Here is a 14870-nt window from a genome sequence, read left to right on the forward strand (position 1 = left end):
CAAGACGTGGTGACGGTGACTCACCACTGAACCGCCCGTGACGGCCGAGGGGGCCCGGACCGGGCGAAGGACCGACGAACACGCGGTGACCTGCGTGTGGGGGGAATGACTCATGACGTCGACGCCGAAGGGCGCCCGGCAGAGCCACGATCAGCACAACGACCCGTCACAGACCACCCAGCTCCGAGCGATCGGACACCGGACCGGCCAGTTCCGCCGCATCAGAAAAAGCCTGCCGAGATACGACTACGAGCACTACAGCCGGCTGGCGGGCCCCCTCACCCAGCCCGACCCGGGCAAGCCCTACACGGTGCAGTACCGTTCGCTGCTCTCGCAGGAGCCGCACCGCATACGAGCCGCGCTCATGCTGGGCGCCGCCCCGGTGCTCTCCCTGGTCCTGCTGTTCTGGCTGCTGCAGCCCGAGCACTGGACCGAACGGGACTACCCGGCCTACGACTTCCTGCCGGCGCTCGACATCGTCATGCTCGTCTCGATCGGTCTGATCGAGTTCTTCCGCTGCATGAACGTGCTGTCCAACGCGCACGCCACGCTGGTCGCCCGGGACCCGGTGCCGGTCGTGCCGGAGACCGGCACCCGCGTCGCCTTCCTCACCTCCTTCGTGCCCGGCAAGGAGCCGCTGGAGATGGTGACCAAGACCCTGGAGGCGGCGGTCAAGCTGCGCCACCGGGGCCTGATGCACGTGTGGCTGCTGGACGAGGGCGACGACCCGGCCGTCAAGGAGGTCTGCACCCGGCTCGGCGTCCACCACTTCTCCCGCAAGGGGGTCGCCCGGTGGAACCAGCCCAAGGGCCCGCACCGCGCCAAGACCAAGCACGGCAACTACAACGCCTGGCTGGAGGCGCACGGCGGCGAGTACGACTTCTTCGCCTCCGTCGACACCGACCACGTGCCGATGCCCAACTACCTGGAGCGGATGCTCGGTTACTTCCGCGACCCGGACGTCGGCTTCGTCATCGGTCCGCAGGTCTACGGCAACTACGACACGTTCGTCACCAAGGCCGCCGAGTCGCAGCAGTTCCTCTTCCACGCCCTCATCCAGCGCGCCGGCAACCGCTACGGCGCCCCGATGTTCGTGGGCACCTCGAACGCCGTGCGGATCAGCGCGATCAAGCAGATCGGCGGCCTGTACGACTCGATCACCGAGGACATGGCGACCGGGTTCGAGATGCACCGCGCCAAGAACCCTGCCACGGGCCGGAAGTGGAAGTCGGTCTACACCCCGGACGTCCTCGCCGTCGGCGAGGGCCCGAACGCCTGGACGGACTTCTTCACCCAGCAGATGCGCTGGTCCCGGGGGACGTACGAGACGATCCTCAAGCAGTACTGGAAGGGCTTCTACTCGCTGCCGCCCGGCAAGCTCTTCAACTACACGATGATGATCATCTTCTATCCGATGTCCGCCCTCAACTGGATCCTCGCGGCGCTGAGTTGCGCGCTGTTCCTGGGCCTGGGCGCCTCGGGTGTGAACATCGACCCGACCGTGTGGCTGATGCTGTACGGCAACGCGTCCGCGCTGCAGATCGGCCTGTACATCTGGAACCGCCGGCACAACGTCTCGCCGCACGAGCCGGAGGGCTCCGGCGGCGTCGCGGGCATGGTGATGTCGGCGCTGTCCGCGCCGATCTACGCCCGCTCGCTGATGGACGCGGTGCTGCGCCGCAAGAGCAAGTTCGTGGTGACCCCCAAGGGCGACTCGGCCAGCCCGGACACACTGTTCGGGACCTTCCGCATCCACTGGTTCTTCATCCTGGTCTTCGGCGGTTCGCTCGCCGCGGGCTTCGTGTTCGGGCACTCCCACCCGGCGATGATCACGTGGGCGGTCTTCGCCATGCTGATCACCGCCTCGCCGATCTTCGCCTGGCGGCACGCGCTGCGGCAGGAGAAGAAGAACCCGCGGCAGACGGCTCAGGCGACCCCGGGCGCGGGCCCGGCCGCCGGGACCGCCGCTCCCGGGCCGGCGGCGGAGCCGCAGGACGCGGTGCCCGCACAGTACGCCCACGCGGCACGCGGCCACGCCCCGCAGCAGCGGCCCAGTTGGGCCGCCGCGCCCCGCGGGCCGGGCGGGGGCGGGGACCCCGCGGTGGGGGACGACCAGACCATGCAGATCGCGCTCGGTGGACTTGGGGGACGTAAGGAATGAAGGACCAGGCCGGCCGCCGTCGCGCCCGTCGACTCGCGATAGGCACGGCGGTGGTACTCGCGCTGGCCGGGATGAACGGGCCGTGGCTGTACCGCTTCGGAACCGAGCAGTACCACCAGTACAAGATCAACAAGCCCGAGTACAAGGCCGCCAACGGCCACTGGGACATCGTCGAGTTCCCCGAGGAGTACCGCCAGGACACCATCCACGCGGCGCTCCTGCACACCGGCAAGGTGCTGCTGGTCGCCGGCTCGGGCAACAACCAGGACAACTTCGACAAGAAGAAGTTCGACACCCGCATCTGGGACCCGGTCAAGGGCACCATCAAGAAGGTGCCGACGCCCGCCGACCTGTTCTGCACCGGGCACACCCAGCTGGCCAACGGCAACCTGCTGATCGCGGGCGGGACGAAGCGCTACGAGAAGCTCAAGGGCGACGTCACCAAGGCCGGCGGCCTGATGGTCGTGCACAACGAGAACCCCGACAAGCCGATGACACTGCCCCCGGGCACCAAGTTCACCGGCAAGGAGAACGGCAAGACCTTCGTCTCGAAGGACCCGGTGCTCGTACCGCGCGCGAAGAAGGTCTTCGACCCGCAGACCGGTGCGTTCCAGCGCAACGACCCCGGGCTCGGCCGTATCTACGTCGAGGCGCAGCGAAGCGGCACCAAGTACGAGACCGGCACCCAGGACAACTACCGGATCCAGGGCCTGACCGGCGCCGACGCGCGCAACACGTACGGCATCGCGCAGAAGCTCGCCCTCGACAAGAAGGACTTCCAGGGCATCCGCGACGCCTACGAGTTCGATCCGGTCGCCGAGCGGTACATCAAGGTCGACCCGATGAACGAGGCCCGCTGGTACCCGACGCTCACCACCCTGTCGGACGGGAAGATCCTCAGCGTCTCCGGTCTCGACGACATCGGTCAGCTGGTCCCGGGAAAGAACGAGATCTTCGACCCCAAGACCAAGAAGTGGACGTACACGCAGAAGATCCGGCAGTTCCCGACGTACCCGGCGCTGTTCCTGATGCAGAACGGGAAGATCTTCTACTCGGGGTCCAACGCGGGCTACGGACCGGACAACGTGGGCCGGGTTCCCGGCATCTGGGACGTCGACACCAACAAGTTCACCAAACTGCCCGGGCTCAGCGACCCCGACCGGATGGAGACGTCCGGGACGGTGCTGCTGCCTCCGGCGCAGAACGAGAAGTTCATGGTGATCGGCGGGGGCGGGGTCGGCGAGTCCAAGCTGTCCAGCAACAGGACGCGGCTCATCGACCTGAAGGCGAAGAGCCCGCGCTTCGTCGACGGGCCCGAGCTGGCGAAGGGCACCCGGTATCCGCAGACCTCGATCCTGCCCGACGACACCGTGCTGGTGTCCGGGGGTTCGGAGGACTACCGGGGACGCGGCGACTCCAACATCCGCCAGGCCCGGCTGTACCACCCGGACAGCAACAGCTTCACCCAGGTCGCCGATCCGCTGGTCGGGCGGAACTACCACTCCGGGTCGATCCTGCTGCCCGACGGGCGGGTCATGTTCTTCGGGTCCGACTCGCTGTACGCGGACAAGGCGAACACCAAGCCGGGCAAGTTCGAGCAGCGCATCGAGATCTACACGCCTCCCTACCTGTACCGGGACTCCCGGCCGTCGCTCGGCGGGGGGCCGCAGACGATCGCCCGGGGTGCCTCGGGGACGTTCACCTCGAAGCACGCCTCGAGCATCAAGAAGGTGCGGCTGATCCGGCCGAGCGCCTCGACCCATGTGACGGACGTGGACCAGCGTTCGATCGCCCTGGACTTCAGGACCGCCGGCGACAAGATCACGGTCACCGTCCCGAAGAACCGGAACCTGGTGCAGTCGGGCTGGTACATGCTGTTCGTGGACGACGACCGGGGGACGCCGTCCAAGGCTCAGTGGGTCAAGGTGCCGTAGCTACTTGCTGTTCCGGGCCAGGGCGAGTGCGTAACTCGCCCACCACTGGCCCGCCTTCGGGCCACCCTTGCAGGTGCCGTCCGACTCTCCCGGGCGCTTGACCCACAGGTAGGCGTCCACGAGGGGGTCCGCCGTCTTCGTCGTCGGCGTCGCGCCCAGGGCCCGGCCGGGCGGGTTGCACCACTTCTCGGCCGGATCTCCCTCGGTGTAGGGGCCGTTGCCGTTGCGGCTGGTGTCGACGACGAAGTGCTTGCCGCCCACCTTCGCGGAGAGCTGCTTGCCGTAGGCGATGGAGTCCTCGGTGGAGTAGAAGTTGGAGACGTTGACGGCGAAGCCGTCGGCCTGGTCGATGCCGGCCTGCCGCAGGGGCTGGACGATCTGGTCGGGATGGCCCCAGCCGGTGTTGCCGGCGTCCAGGTAGACCTTGGTGTTCTTCAGGGACTTGAGCTTGGCGACGGCACCCTTGAGGAGGTCGTAGCGCTCCTCGTGGAACTCGTCCGGGGTGCAGCCGTCGGCGAGGTGGAGTACGGCGTCGGGTTCCAGGACGACGGTGGCGGGGCGGTCCCCGATGCCCCGGGCGACGCCGTCGATCCAGGCGCGGTAGGCGTTGCCGTCGGCCGCGCCGCCCTGGGAGTACTGGCCGCAGTCGCGGTGCGGGATGTCGTACAGCACGAGCAGGGCCGTGCGGTCGGACTTCTCGGCGGCCTCGGTGAAGCCGCGGGCCTCCCGCTCCGGGTTCTCCGGGCCGATCCACTCCCCCGTCGGCTGCTCGGCGATCTTCCGGATCTGGGCGGCCTCGGTCTTCTTGCCGGCCTTCTCGTAGGCGGCGACCCGGCGGGCCGCGGTGCTGTCCGGATTCACCCAGAACGGGTCGGCGGACCTGGGCTGTTGAGTGATGGCGGCGCCGGCCGCCCGGTCCCCGTCCGAGGAGGAGCATCCGGCGAGCAGCAGTGCCGCCCCCAGCACCGCCGCGGACGCCCGTGCCCGTACCGAAGAGCGGGCCCCCCTGGTGTCGTACATGCGATTCCCCCCTGAGCGCATCGTCCCGGCCCGGTCGACCGAGTACCAATCGTGGCATACCGGCCGTGCCCGTCACGAGGTCGCGCGGGGGGTGTCAGGGGTCTCACGGACCGGTGCCCGTGAGGTACGCGGAGACCACCACGTTGGCCGTGTAGCTGCGGCTGGCCCGGTCGAAAGCGCCACCGCAGGTGATCAGGCGGAGTTCGGCGCGGCCCGCCTTGTGGGGTCCGTAGGCCTGCCCGGCGTCGAAGTCGGCGCGGGCCAGGACGCGGATGCCGTCGATGGTGAAGTGGGCGACCTTGCCGTCCGAGCGGACCACCCGAACCGTCTCGCCCGGCTTCAGGGTGCTGAGCTTGTAGAAGACGGCGGGCCGGGTCCGGGTGTCGACATGACCCACCATCAGCGCGGCCCCTGCCGCGCCGGGCGCGGTCCCGGAGCCGTACCAGCCGACCACTCCCGGCTGGCCGAACGGCGGCGGGTCGACGGCGCCCCGGCTGTCCAGGCCCCGGGCCATCACCGGTGCCTGCACGCCCAGTTGGGGGATGTCGATGCGCTGCGGGACCGCGGCGCCGAGCGGCTTGGCCGCGGGCGGCAGCCGGACCGCGTCGGCACCCAGACCGGCCACGTCGCCCGGGCCTGCCGGGCTCTCGGCCACGTCGGTCACGCCGCGGCCCCACAGCCACAGCCCGAGCAGCAGGAGCGTCCAGGCCAGGACGGTGATCAGGCGTGCGCCGCCGGTGGTGCGCCCGGGTTCGTCGGACATGACCGCGGTACGCCCTCAGTCCGCGCCGCGGCTCCGGCGGGCCCTGAGCAGCCCGACGGCGGCCGCGGCGACCCCGGCGAGCGCCAGGCCGGTCACCGCCTGGCCGGTGCCGGGGGCGGACCCGCTGGTGGCCACCGTGGCGAAGTGTGCGGTGCCGCCGCCACCCGCGTCGACGGGGGCGACGGGCGATGCGGCGGTGTCGGACGGCTCCTCGTTCTGGTCCGAGGACGCCCCCGCGACGGTGATCCTGCCGGTGACAACCGTTCCGGAACAACTGATCCGCACCTGGTAGCCGCCCGGCTGGAGCGAGGTGCGGATACGGGTCTCCCCGGCCAGTGCGCCCTGGCTGCCGGTGAGCCGTGCGTCGGAGACGAAGGCGTCGGACACGGCGGTGCCCTGGGCTCCGGTGCAGCCCTGTACACGCAGGGACACATCACCGCCCGGGGCCGGGGAGGCCGGGGTCACCGTGACACCGGGGCCGCCGTCGGCCGCGTACGCCGCCGGGGTCAGGGTGGTGACGGCCAGGACTGCTGTACAGAGAGTGAGGCGTGCTGAGCCCATCGTGAACCTCCAGATAGTGGGAGGCTCCCCCGTACGGCGCGCCTCCGCATCCCAGGGAGGCGCGCGACTGCTCCATACGGGTGGTCCGGGGTACGGGCCGGGTTTGGCCGTCCCTGCTCAGACGAGGTCGACGAGGTCCGCGATGGAGTCGACCACCTGGGAGGGGCGGAAGGGGTGGCGGTCGACGTCCCCGGGCTGGGTGACGCCGGTCAGCACCAGGAAGGTGCGCATCCCGGCCTCCAGGCCCGCGAGGACGTCGGTGTCCATGCGGTCGCCGATCATCGCGGAGTTCTCGGAGTGGGCGCCGATCGCGTTGAGCCCGGCCCGCATCATCAGCGGGTTGGGCTTGCCGACGAAGTACGGCTGCTTGCCGGTCGCGGCGGTGATCAGCGCGGCGACCGAGCCGGTGGCGGGCAGGTCGCCCTCGGTGGAGGGGCCGACGTTGTCGGGGTTGGTGGCGATGAACCGGGCACCGGCGTTGATCAGGCGTACGGCCTTGGTCAGGGCCTCGAAGGAGTAGGTGCGGGTCTCGCCGAGGATCACGAAGTCGGGGTCGTGGTCGGTGAGGATGTAGCCGACGTCGTGCAGTGCGGTGGTCAGGCCCGCCTCGCCGATGACGTAGGCGCTGCCGCCGGGCCGCTGGTCGTCCAGGAACTGGGCGGTGGCCAGGGCGGAGGTCCAGATGTTCTCCACCGGCACGTCCAGGCCCATCCGGCGCAGCCGGGCGTGCAGGTCCCGGGCGGTGTAGATGGAGTTGTTGGTGAGCACCAGGAAGGGCCGCCCGGAGTCGCGGAGCTTCTTCAGGAAGGCGTCGGCGCCGGGGATCGGGACACCCTCGTGGATCAGGACGCCGTCCATGTCGGTGAGCCACGACTCGATGGGCTTGCGGTCTGCCATGTGCTTGCGTCTCCTGCGTGCGTACGGTCAAGAAGCGGGGGCGCCGGAACCACGGCGTACCGACGCCCCCAGCCTAATCAGGAAGGCCTGATCCTGACCCTGGTCAGGACCGACTCGTCACCGGCCGATCACCGGCCGATCCGTACGCCGTCGATCACCCAGTACCAGTTGTTCCCGCCGGTGTAGCGGAAGCGGACCCGGACCGAGCGGGCCCCGGCCGGGACCTGGAGCGTGACGATCTCGGTGCGGGAGGGGACGTCGGCGGTGTAGGTGCGCACGGAGACGGGGGCCGCGCCGTCGTAGGAGACGAGGACCTCGCCCTTCTGCGGGGACTCCTGCCGGTAGTAGGTGGTGTAGGTGAGGGTGGCGGTGGTGCCGCCGGTGACCGGGTACGCGGGGCTGACGAGCGTGGAGTCGAAGGTGCCGGTGAGGGCCCTGTCGCTCCACTCGTCGCCGTCGGCGACCGCGAACACGTTCCGGGCGCGGACGTTGCACTCGCGGTTCTGGTCGCGCTGGGCCTGGGTCCAGAACTCGTCGGTCGTGAAGGACCAGCCGCGCCACTCGGTGACCCCGCCGCCGCCCATCGCCGAGTTGTCGACGGACCAGCCGGCGGGCGGGGTGTGGGTGAAGCCGAGGACGGTCGCCGGGATGCCGGTCTCGTCGACGCGGGGCTGCAGCCGGCCGCGCAGCGCGTCGAAGTCGTCGGGTGCGGGCTGCTGGACGGGCCGGCCGTCGAGGTCCCAGGCGGGGTCGATCGCGATGCCGAGGTGGGCCAGCGCGGAGGCGGCGACGTCCGGCATCTTCACGTCGTAGCGGACCGAACCCGCCGCCAGGGTGGGCCCGGTGGCGATGAGGAAGGTCTGGCGCTCCTGCAGGGAGGAGCCGCCGTGGCCGCCGGCGTCGGTGTGGCCGTGGTCGGCCGTGATCATGATCAGCCAGTCCTCGTCGGCGTAGGCCGCGCGGGACGTGACGGCGGCCACCAGCTGCCCGACCTGGGCGTCGGCGCCGTGGATGGCGTCCAGGTACTGCTGGGAGGCGGCGCCGTAGCTGTGTCCCGCGTGGTCGATGTTGTCGAGCTGTACGAAGACCGCGTCCGGGTTGCCGTCCCGGAGCTGGGTGACGGCACGGGCGGTGGTGCCGGTGTCGTACTCGGCGCTCGGCGTGGAGACGCGGGTGTCGACCTTCGACGAGAAGACGGTGTCGGTGATCGGCGCCCAGGAGGCGACCGCGTACGTCACCAGCTGCGGCTCGGCCGTCTCGATCCGGGTGAGGAAGTCGGGGTACTGCGCGAACCGGGCGCCGGTGAAGGTGTTGTCCTTGACGTTGTGCTTGTCGGGCCAGACGCCGGTGATGATCGTGGACCAGCCGGGCCCGGACATGGTGGGGGCGAGCGGGTTGGCGTAGATGCTGCTGGGCGCGGTGAGTCCGGCGGCCATCAGGGCGTCGAGGTTCGGGGCGTCGGCGTCCTTGATGCGCTGGAGCAGCGCGCCGTCCAGGCCGATGACGAGGACCTTGGGAGTCCTGGCGGCGGCGCGGGCGAGGGCGGTGAGCGGGCCGGCCGACGCGGCGACCGCGGCGGCGGAGACGAGGAAGGTGCGGCGGGACAGGTTGGGCACGGAGTCCTCCGTGGGAGAGGGTGGACGTGCAGGGGGCATGACACCGCCCCCGGTGGTACCAGGGGCGGTGCGGAGCAGCCGACGGGCGGGGAACTCCCAGGAGCGGCGCGGAACAGCCGACAGGGCGGGCAACTCCCTAGGGGCGCGGGGCTGTCTTTGATCTGCGGCTACGCCGCGTGGGCGCGACCAGCCACGACGGCGCGGGCGAGTACGTACGACGGGGCGGAACCCGTTTGGGCGGCTGAACCCCCGGAGGGGAGGGCTCAGCTGCCGGTGGCGGACTTCCAGTCCTCGACGTAGCTCGTGAGGTTCTTGTCGATGTCGTTCCAGTCCGGCTGGAAGATGTCCACGCCGTTCATCAGCCCGGTGAGCGCGGTGGCGTTGGCGTCGTGGGCCTTGATGTCCCCGCGGGCGCTGAAGCCGCCGCCGATCTCGCTGACCTCCTGCTGCTGCTTCTGCGCGAGCATGAAGTCGAGCAGCTTCCTGCCGTTCTCGCTGTGCGGGGCCTTGGTGACCAGGCCGGCCGCGTAGGGCAGGGCGAAGGTGGTGGGCTTGCCGTCCTTCCCGGCCGGGAACCAGATGCCGAGGTTCGGCATGTCCTTGGACTGGGCGTAGTTCATCTGCACGTCCCCGTTGGCGACGAGGAGTTCGCCCTTGTCGACCTTGGGGGCGAGCTTGCCGGTGGAGGCGGACGGGCCGACGTTGTTGGCCTGGAGCTTCTTCAGGTAGGCGAGGGCCGCGTCCTTGCCGCCGAGGTCGTGGATCGCCTTGATCAGGACGGCGGTGCCGTCACCGGCGACGCCGGGGGTGGAGTACTGGAGCTTGTTCTTGTACTTGGCGTCGAGCAGCTCGTCCCAGGTCTTCGGCGCCTGCTTCAGCTCCCTCTTGTTGTAGACGAAGCCGAAGTAGTTGTTGACGACGGAGGTCCAGGTGCCGTCGGTGGCCTTGTCACCCCCGCCGACCATCACGGCGTCCTTCGGCTCGTACTTCTCCAGCAGGCCCTTGCTGTCGGCCTGCTGGATGAACGGCGGGAGGGTGACCAGCACGTCGGCCTGCGGGTTGCTCTTCTCGCGGACGGCGCGCTGCACCATCTCGCCGGAGCCGCCCTCGACGTACTTGACCTTGATGCCGGTCTGCTTCTGGAAGTCGGCGAAGACCTTGTCGTACCAGCCGTCGCCGTTCTCGCCCTTGAGGCCGTCGGCGCTGTAGACGGTGACGACCTTCTCGTCGGAGGCTGCGGAGGAGCCGCCGCAGGCGGACAGCAGCGGGGTGGCCAGCAGGGTGAGGGCTATGGCGAGCGTGACGCTGTTTCTGGGCATGGCGAGGCGAACTCCTTGCGGATGAGGGTGGGTTGGGCGCGGGTGGTGGCTCAGCGGTACGACGCCCGGGTGCGGACCCGGGAGACGGCGAACAGGACGAGCAGGGTCGCGGCCATCAGCACCACCGCGACGGCGGAGCCGGTGAACAGGGCGCCGCGGTCGGTGGCCGCGTAGATCAGGACGGGAAGCGGGGTCCAGTCGGGCGGATAGAGCATCATCGTGGCGCTCAGCTCGCCCATGGAGAGGGCGAAGCAGAGGCCGGCGGCAGCGGTGAGCGAGGGCAGCAGGAGCGGCAGCCGCACCCGCCACAGGACGTACGCGGGCCGGGCGCCGAGGGAGGCGGCGGCCTGTTCGTAGGCCGGGTCGAGGCGGGTGACCGCCGCCGACACGGACTGGTGGGCGAAGGCGGTGACCAGCACGGTGTGGGCGAGGATCACGATCCACCGGGTGCCGTTGAGCAGCAGCGGCGGCTGGGAGAAGGCCACCAGGACCGACAGTCCGACCACCACCGAGGGCACGGCGACCGGCAGCACGAACAGTGCGTCGAGGAACCGGCGGTGGCGCTTCTTCAGGGCCGCACCGGCCAGCGCGGCCCAGGTGCCGACGGCCAGGGCGAACAGGCTCGCGGTCACGGCGGTGACCAGGCTGGTGGTCACCGCCTGGAGGGCCTCGCCGCGGGTGGCGGAGCGGTAGTTGGCGGTCGTCGGGCCCGAGGGCAGGACGCCGGACCAGTGGGTGGCGAAGGAGGCGCCGAGGACGACGAGGAGGGGCAGGGCGAACAGCGGCACGAAGAGGACGAGGAACACCGCCCACACGGCCCACTTGCCCTTGCGGCTATGCACCAGCACGACGGCTCACCACCCGGTAGAGGCCGTACAGCCCCACGGAGATCAGGACGTTGACGACGGCGACCACGCACGCGCCCGGATAGTCGGACTCCAGGATCGCCTTGCTGTAGATGAGCATCGGGAGGGTCGTGACCCCTTTCGCGCCGGTGAACAGCACGATCCCGAACTCGTTGAGGCACAGCACCAGGACGAGGCTCCCGCCGGCCGCGAGCGCGGGCAGCGCCTCCGGCAGGATCACCTGCCGGACGATTCTGGGCGCGCGGGCGCCGAGCGAACCGGCCGCCTCCATCTGCGCGGTGTCGAGCTGCGAGAAGGCGGCGAGCAGCGGCCGCATCACGAACGGCGTGAAGTACGTGACCTCCGCCAGCAGCACGCCCCACGGTGTGGTGAGGAACTGGAAGGAACCGATGATGCCGGTGGTGCCGTAGATGAACAGCAGCGCCAGCGTGATGAGGAAGGACGGGAAGGAAAGGTACACGTCGATGAACCGCGCCACCGCCTTCGCCCCCGGGAACGGTACGAACGCGATGACCAGGGAGAGCAGGAAGCCGAGGACCAGGCATCCGACGGTGGACGCCGATGCCAGCCACACGGTGGTCCACAGCGCGTGCCGGAACGCCTCCGAGGCGAAGACGTCCGCGTACGGCCGGAAGGAGGTCCCGCCGGTGTCGGGGTGGAGGGACTGCCGGAGGACGAGGGCGAGGGGGTAGAGGAAGAAGAGGGCCAGGAGGGCGACTGGGGGAAGCGTCCAGAGCAGCCGCGCCCCATAGGGGCGCGGGGAACTGCGCGACCAGCCCTGGACGGCCCGCGGTTTGCGAACGGCCTCAGCCATGGCTCACCCCAGCGGGCAGCAGCACCGCGTCCTCGGAAGCGAAGTGCAGGCTCACGGAGTCCCCGTGCACCGGCGGGGCCTTCAGCTCACGCAGGTCCGCCATGACCGTGTGCCCGTCGACATCGACGTACAGCCGGTGCGTGGCCCCCCGCCACTGGATCTCCCGTACGGAACCGACGAGTTGATTGGGTCCCTGGCCCAGCCCCACGAGATGCGGCCGTACACACAGTGTGGCCCGCGCCCCCGCGACCACCTGCGTCGTGTCGACCTTCAGCTCGGTCCCCGCGAAGGAGACGCCTGCGGCCCCGACGGTCACCGGCAGCAGATTCGCGCCGCCCACGAAGGAAGCCGTGAACTCGCTCTTCGGCGCCCGGTACAGCTCGCGAGGAGTCCCGCACTGCTGGAGCCGCGCCGCGTCCATCACGGCGATCCGGTCGGCCAGAGTCAGCGCCTCGACCTGGTCGTGGGTGACGTACAGCATCGACACCTCCGGCAACTCCCGGTGGAGTCGTGCCAGTTCGGCCAGCATCCCGGACCGCAGCTGGGCGTCCAGCGCGGACAGCGGCTCGTCCAGGAGCAGCACGTCCGGCCGGATGGCGAGCGCGCGGGCGATGGCGACGCGCTGCTGCTGCCCGCCGGACAGCTCCCGCGGGAAGCGGCGGGCGTAGGCGGCCATGCCGGTCATCTCCAGCGCCTCGGCCACCCGCCCCCGTATCTCGCCCTTGGGGGCCTTGCGGGCCTTCAGGCCGAAGGCCACGTTGTCGTCCACCCGCATGTGCGGGAAGAGGGCGTACTGCTGGACGACCATGCCGATGCCCCGCCGGTGGGGCGGCAGGTCCGTCACGTCCCGGTCGCCGAGGAACACCCGCCCGGAGGCGGGCCGTACGAACCCGGCGACCGCCCGCAGCGCGGTGGTCTTGCCGGAGCCGGACGGCCCGAGCAGCGCCATGACCTCGCCGGGCTCGACGGTCAGGTCGAGGGAGTCGAGGACGACGTTGCCGTCGTAGGCGACCGTGACGGAGTCGAAGCGGATGCCCATCTCACCGGGCTCCCGTGAGCAGGGCGGGCAGGGCGGTGACGGAGTCGAGGACATGGGTGGCGCCGGCGGCGCGGAGCTCGGCGTCCCCGTGGGCCCCGGTGCGCACACCCGCGACCAGGCCGGCACCGGCCCGTACGCCGCTCAGCACGTCGTAGGAGGTGTCCCCGGCCACGGCGACCTGCCGGACGTCCACCGCGGCCTTGGTCCGCACGAAGGCCTCCAGGACCATGTCCGGGAAGGGCCGTCCGCGTCCGCCCGCGTCGGCCGGGCAGAGGGTGAGCGGTACGAGGTCCTGCCAGCCGAGGGCGGCCAGGATGGCGTCCTGGGTGACGCGGGCGAAGCCGGTGGTCAGGACGACCGTACGGCCGCTGCCCATGAGTTCCTCGATCGCCTCGCGGGCGCCGGGGACCGGTGCGATCAGGCCCGCGTCGACGAGGTCGCCGTACGCCTTCTCGAAGGCGGTGTTGGCGCGCTGGGCACGGCTCTCGTCCCCGAACAGGTGCCGGAAGACGGAGATCTTGGACTCGCCCATGGTGGCGCGGACGTAGTCCAGCTTCTCGGCGTGGTCGGCGGAGCCGGGCTCGACGCCCAGTTCGGCGGCGGCCGCCGCGAAGGCGCGCTCGACCAGGCCGCCGTCGGCGACGGTGGTGCCGGCCATGTCGAGGACGACGAGACGGATGTCGTGGATGTCGTTGGTCAACTCTCTCACCAGCCCAGTTCGTTCGCGGTGGTTTCGGCGATCGCCGGCGAGCAGGTCATGCCGCGCCCGCCGGGCCCGGTGACCAGCCACACGCCGTCGCTCACCTGTTGGCGGTGCACGACCCGGCTGGTGTCGGTGCACTGCGCGTACACGCCGGCCCAGCGGCGCCGGATCTTCGGCAGCGGCCGGCCGAGGAGGGACTCGACGACCTCGGTGAGGTGGTCGTAGGGGTCCTCGAGCGTGTCGAAGGCGAAGGGGTGCTCGTACTCGTGGGTGTCGCCGATGGTCAGGCCGCCGTCGGCGCGCTGCACCATGAGCAGCTGCATCCTGTGCTCGGCGGCGGTCGCCGGCTGCGGCTGCCCGGCGTTGAGCGCGTCGAGCGCCGGGGAGGCGTAGGCCGGGTAGTAGCGGAAGCTGTCGGCGTCCGCGACCGAGGTGGTGAGCGGCTCGCCGAGCGGGTCGGTCTGCATCATCTGGAGACGGACGCGGCGCACGGGCAGCTCGGGCCCGGCCAGTTCCCGCACCAGTCCGCCGAGCCAGGCGCCGGTGCACAGCACGACGGCGTCCGCGTGGTGCACGTCGCCGTGGTCGTCCCGGACGGCCCCGGCACCGACCACCTCGCGCACCTCGCGCCCCGGCAGGAAGGTGTAGTCCGGGGACTTCAGCAGCTCCGCGCGCAACGCCAGCTGGGCGGTGCGCGGTTCGACGGCGGCGTCGCGTTCGCAGTGCAGGGCGGCGGTGAACTCGCCGCGCAGGGCGGGGTTGAGGGCTCGTGCCTCGCCGGGGGTCAGCAGCTTGTAGCCGCGTTCGGCGGCGTCCGGACGGGCCACGGCGGCCTCGGCGACGGCGAGTTCGAGGGGGCCGCGCACCGGGGTGAGCGACCCGTTGGCCCGGAAGCCGAGCCCGGGCACGCGCCCGCCCATCCCTTCCCACAACTCCCGCGCCCGCAGCGCGGTCTCCAGCTCTTCGCCACCGGCGCGCCCACTGACCCAGATCTGCCCGAAGTTGCGCAGCGAGGCGCCGCGCGCCTCCGCCTCACGCTCGATCTGGACGACCTGGTGGCCGCGCTGCACTGCTTGCCAGGCGTGCATGGTGCCCACCACGCCTGCTCCTACGACTGTCACTCTCACGGCGGCAACGCTCCTCGCGCACAGGGAACCGGAAGGGTCCGGCTGACAAC

General features: G+C 70.7%; 13 protein-coding genes. 2 read left to right on the forward strand and 11 right to left on the reverse strand.

The genetic code is table 11. From position 1 onward, the window contains the following. Positions 1-112: 112 nt before the first annotated feature. Both AC07DS_RS31845 and glxA read left to right on the forward strand, forming a co-directional pair. Complete coding sequence (locus tag AC07DS_RS31845; RefSeq protein WP_479150887.1) at positions 113-2161, forward strand: glycosyltransferase family 2 protein; 2049 nt, start codon at positions 113-115, stop codon at positions 2159-2161. Next, positions 2158-4095: a radical copper oxidase GlxA gene (glxA, locus tag AC07DS_RS31850; RefSeq protein ID WP_479150889.1), complete on the forward strand. Its 1938-nt coding sequence runs from the start codon at positions 2158-2160 to the stop codon at positions 4093-4095. The genes AC07DS_RS31845 and glxA overlap by 4 nt, the downstream gene beginning before the upstream one ends. On the opposite strand, the gene AC07DS_RS31855 is transcribed toward glxA, so the two are convergent. The 11 genes from AC07DS_RS31855 to AC07DS_RS31905 all read right to left on the reverse strand — a co-directional run bounded on the left by AC07DS_RS31855 (position 4096) and on the right by AC07DS_RS31905 (position 14820). Next, a complete protein-coding gene (locus tag AC07DS_RS31855; RefSeq protein ID WP_479150891.1) occupies positions 4096-5115 on the reverse strand; it encodes a glycoside hydrolase family 6 protein in 1020 nt (339 codons plus the stop codon). Between the two features lie 103 nt (positions 5116-5218). Further along, positions 5219-5878, reverse strand: a complete 660-nt coding sequence (locus tag AC07DS_RS31860) for a class F sortase (RefSeq protein WP_479150894.1) — start codon at positions 5876-5878, stop codon at positions 5219-5221. Between the two features lie 15 nt (positions 5879-5893). After that, positions 5894-6439 (reverse strand): hypothetical protein, encoded by a 546-nt coding sequence (locus tag AC07DS_RS31865; protein ID WP_479150896.1) that lies wholly within the window; start codon positions 6437-6439, stop codon positions 5894-5896. A 117-nt stretch (positions 6440-6556) separates the two neighbouring features. Beyond that, a complete protein-coding gene (locus AC07DS_RS31870; RefSeq protein WP_145882469.1) occupies positions 6557-7336 on the reverse strand; it encodes an HAD-IIA family hydrolase in 780 nt (259 codons plus the stop codon). A gap of 128 nt (positions 7337-7464) precedes the next feature. Beyond that, positions 7465-8991, reverse strand: a complete 1527-nt coding sequence (locus AC07DS_RS31875; protein ID WP_479150898.1) for an alkaline phosphatase family protein — start codon at positions 8989-8991, stop codon at positions 7465-7467. A 224-nt stretch (positions 8992-9215) separates the two neighbouring features. Then, positions 9216-10271, reverse strand: coding sequence for a 2-aminoethylphosphonate ABC transporter substrate-binding protein (locus AC07DS_RS31880; RefSeq protein WP_479150900.1), 1056 nt, complete (start codon positions 10269-10271; stop codon positions 9216-9218). A 50-nt stretch (positions 10272-10321) separates the two neighbouring features. After that, positions 10322-11119, reverse strand: a complete 798-nt coding sequence (locus tag AC07DS_RS31885) for an ABC transporter permease (protein ID WP_479150902.1) — start codon at positions 11117-11119, stop codon at positions 10322-10324. Next, entirely contained in the window at positions 11106-11951 is an 846-nt protein-coding gene (locus AC07DS_RS31890) for a 2-aminoethylphosphonate ABC transporter permease subunit (RefSeq protein WP_479150904.1), read from the reverse strand. The genes AC07DS_RS31885 and AC07DS_RS31890 overlap by 14 nt, the downstream gene beginning before the upstream one ends. Beyond that, entirely contained in the window at positions 11944-12990 is a 1047-nt protein-coding gene (locus tag AC07DS_RS31895; RefSeq protein ID WP_479150908.1) for an ABC transporter ATP-binding protein, read from the reverse strand. Before AC07DS_RS31895 ends, AC07DS_RS31890 begins: the two co-directional genes overlap by 8 nt. A gap of 1 nt (position 12991) precedes the next feature. Next, complete coding sequence (locus AC07DS_RS31900) at positions 12992-13699, reverse strand: phosphonatase-like hydrolase (protein ID WP_479150910.1); 708 nt, start codon at positions 13697-13699, stop codon at positions 12992-12994. Next, on the reverse strand, positions 13696-14820 hold the full coding sequence (locus AC07DS_RS31905; RefSeq protein ID WP_479150912.1) for a TIGR03364 family FAD-dependent oxidoreductase: 1125 nt from the start codon (positions 14818-14820) through the stop codon (positions 13696-13698). Before AC07DS_RS31905 ends, AC07DS_RS31900 begins: the two co-directional genes overlap by 4 nt. Between the last annotated feature and the right edge of the window lie 50 nt (positions 14821-14870).

It is taken from the genome of Streptomyces sp. NPDC044064 (assembly GCF_056434245.1).